2 protein-coding genes are annotated in these 2,634 nt (G+C 68.6%); both read right to left on the reverse strand.

From position 1 onward, the window contains the following. The coding region (locus AC2VNT_RS07140; RefSeq protein ID WP_486946186.1) for a hypothetical protein at positions 1-549 on the reverse strand (549 nt) is incomplete at its 3' end. A 310-nt stretch (positions 550-859) separates the two neighbouring features. Continuing rightward, positions 860-2,530 (reverse strand): hypothetical protein, encoded by a 1,671-nt coding sequence (locus AC2VNT_RS07145; RefSeq protein WP_486946187.1) that lies wholly within the window; start codon positions 2,528-2,530, stop codon positions 860-862. Positions 2,531-2,634 lie beyond the last annotated feature (104 nt).

Below are 2,634 nucleotides of genomic sequence, written 5' to 3' on the forward strand. Positions count from 1 at the left end.
GTTGCCGAGGGACTCCATCCACCTGCTGCCGGTGCCGCCGAACCCGACCGGCACCCAGCTGTGGTCTACGCCGATCGGCGCGTAGTAGGGGGCCGCGGCCGGATCGGTGGTTCCGGTGTTCGGGCCGAACAGGCCGAAGAAGTCGCTGCTGAAGCTGCCCTGGCCGCCCTCGAGCACCGGGTTCGGGTCGGCCGGGTCGTAGCTGCCGGCGGCGGGTTCGCCGGCGGTTCCGACCACCCCCGGGAACCCCCAGCCGGCGCCGGCGAACTCGCCCACTCCCTTGATGAAGTTGTACGGGATGTCGAGCAGGTCGGCGAGCAGGTTCTGCGGAACGTTCGCCCAGTCCTGGGCGGTGAGGTGATCCAGACCGAGGAAGCTCAGGTCCTGGCTCCACACGTCCGCGATCGGATTGTCGCCGGTGGTCAGCCGTACGGAAGCGGTGACGACGTTGCGTCCGCCCGGGGCGCCCGTCACCGGCGTGGCTGCGACGGCGGCGGCCGCGAGGACCGCCAGCCCTGCGGTGGTGTACCGGTGTGTGGTCGCCGCCATTGCCGTCATCTTCCCTTTCCGCCGGGCGTGTGTCATCGAGCACGCCCGGTCGCCACGAACCCGATGAAATTTACCCCGGAAAAGGCTGAGCTGTCCAGCAGCGCGGGGTGCGGCGCTGAGATGAGTTCATCGCGTGAATTCTGTTGACCGGCAAAGCGTTCTCGGGGCGCGAAGCACCGGCGGCGGATGTGCTCGCGCTCAGGTAGCCGGCCCGGGTCGGCAGCGTCGGCGACCGTCGGGCGGGTACCCGCCCGACGACGATGCCGAAGCCGAAGCTGGCCATGCGCCACAGCTTGGTGCGGTCGAGAACCTACCCGGCAAGGCCCGACAGCATAGCCATCACCGCTTGGCTGCCCATGTCCGCGGCGTCTGGGTGGGCTTGCGCGAACGCGTCCAGGCCGGCGCCGACCGTCAGGTCGTGATACCACGGGATGAGGCCGTTGCCCAGGCTCTGCAGTGGGTCGATCAGCGTCTTGTCGATGCCCTCGTGCCAGTCGTAGATGAAGTCGGTCAGCCCGCCGAGGCCGATCTTGTCCAAAGCCTCGGTCAGTTCGGACTCGGTTGTGCCCGCGGTCACCCCGAGATCGCCCAGGTAGGTGTACGGGTCCAGGTAGCCGAGCATCCCGGCGGTCCAGTACAGCATCCCCGCCCCCAGGCTCTGCGGCAGGTCCGCGGCCGTGATCGCGCCGCCGGCACCCTGTTCGCCGGTGACGCCGGTGTAGTCACTCGGGGTGATGCCGGGGAAGAGTTTCTCGATGTCGAGCGTCTCCGGTGTGCCGTCGGTCCCGCCGACGATGTGCTGGTCGTAGTAGGGCTCCAGCATGAACGCCCCGCCCGGCGCCAGGGTGTACTGGGCCATCGGGTTGCCGACGATGCCGAGGGTGAGCGAGTGGATCAGGCCGCCGACCAGCGCCGGCACCGTGTACATCGACGGGGCGCCCCAGTAGACGAAGCTGCCGTCGGCGAGCGGGTTGAAGTCGTTGAACAGGTCCTGGACGATGTGGGTGAACGGCTCAAAGAACAAACCCGGGTCGGTGAACCACTTGGTGTAGAGGTCCGAGATGCCGTTGGCGGTGACGTCCACACCGTTGATGGTGCTGCCGCCGTCCGGGTTCGCCGCCAGGCTGTTCATGAAGCTGGTGATGACGAACATCGGGTCGAACGCGACCTTGTCGCCGGCCCAGCTGATCGGCACGCCCATCGGCGAGATGGCGTCGCCGCCGGCGGTCTCACCGACCGTGACCGGGGTCCCGGTGAGGCTGGCGCCGAGATTGTGGAACCAGCCGCCGAGGTAACCGAGAATGTTCGGGCACTCGAACGGGCAGTCCTGCGGGTCGGCGACGATGTTCTGCATCGCGAAGGCCTGCAGCTCGTCGGCGAACGGGGTGGAGAACTGCGGGATCGGCACGATCATGTTGGACAGGCCGAGCACCTGGCCGAAGTTGCCCTCGTCCCAGCCCCAGGTGTTGCCCAGCGACTCCATCCACCAGCTGCCGGTGCCGCCGATGCCGACGTCCACCGGCGTGCCGTCCGGCCCGATCGGCGCCGAGAACGGGTAGACGGTGTCGGCGGTGGGCAAGGTGCCCTGGTCGGCGCCGGGCGCGGCGCTGTCCGGGTCGATCTGCGCGAGGTGGCCGTTCGGATCCTGGTAGTCGTACGTGCCGGGAGCGTCGGTGGTGCCGGTGATCCCTGGGAAGCCCAGCGCGGCGTTGGCGTAGGTGTTCAACGCGGTCCACCAGTTGGCCGGGATGTTGATGATGTCGGTCAGCAGGTTCTGGCCGATGTTCGACCAGACCTGGCCGGCGTCCGCGCCGAAGAGGCTGCCCCAGTCGAAGGCGGCGATGTCGCTGGAGGTCAGCTGCACCGCCGCATCCAAGGTCTTCACCCCGGCCGGGGTGGCCACCACCGGCGCGACGGTGATCGCGGCGGCGGTCAGCAGGGCCAGGCCGTAGCTGCCGTAACTGCGTGCGGTTGCGTCCACAAGTACTCCCCTTCGCACCGCCCCCCGGGGCGTCCATCTGTCCGCGCTCGCTCAGAGCATGCTGAGCCGCTTACATCAGCCGCCCAACCCTAGCGGATTGATCG

Source organism: Mycobacterium sp. TH-M15, from assembly GCF_057473705.1.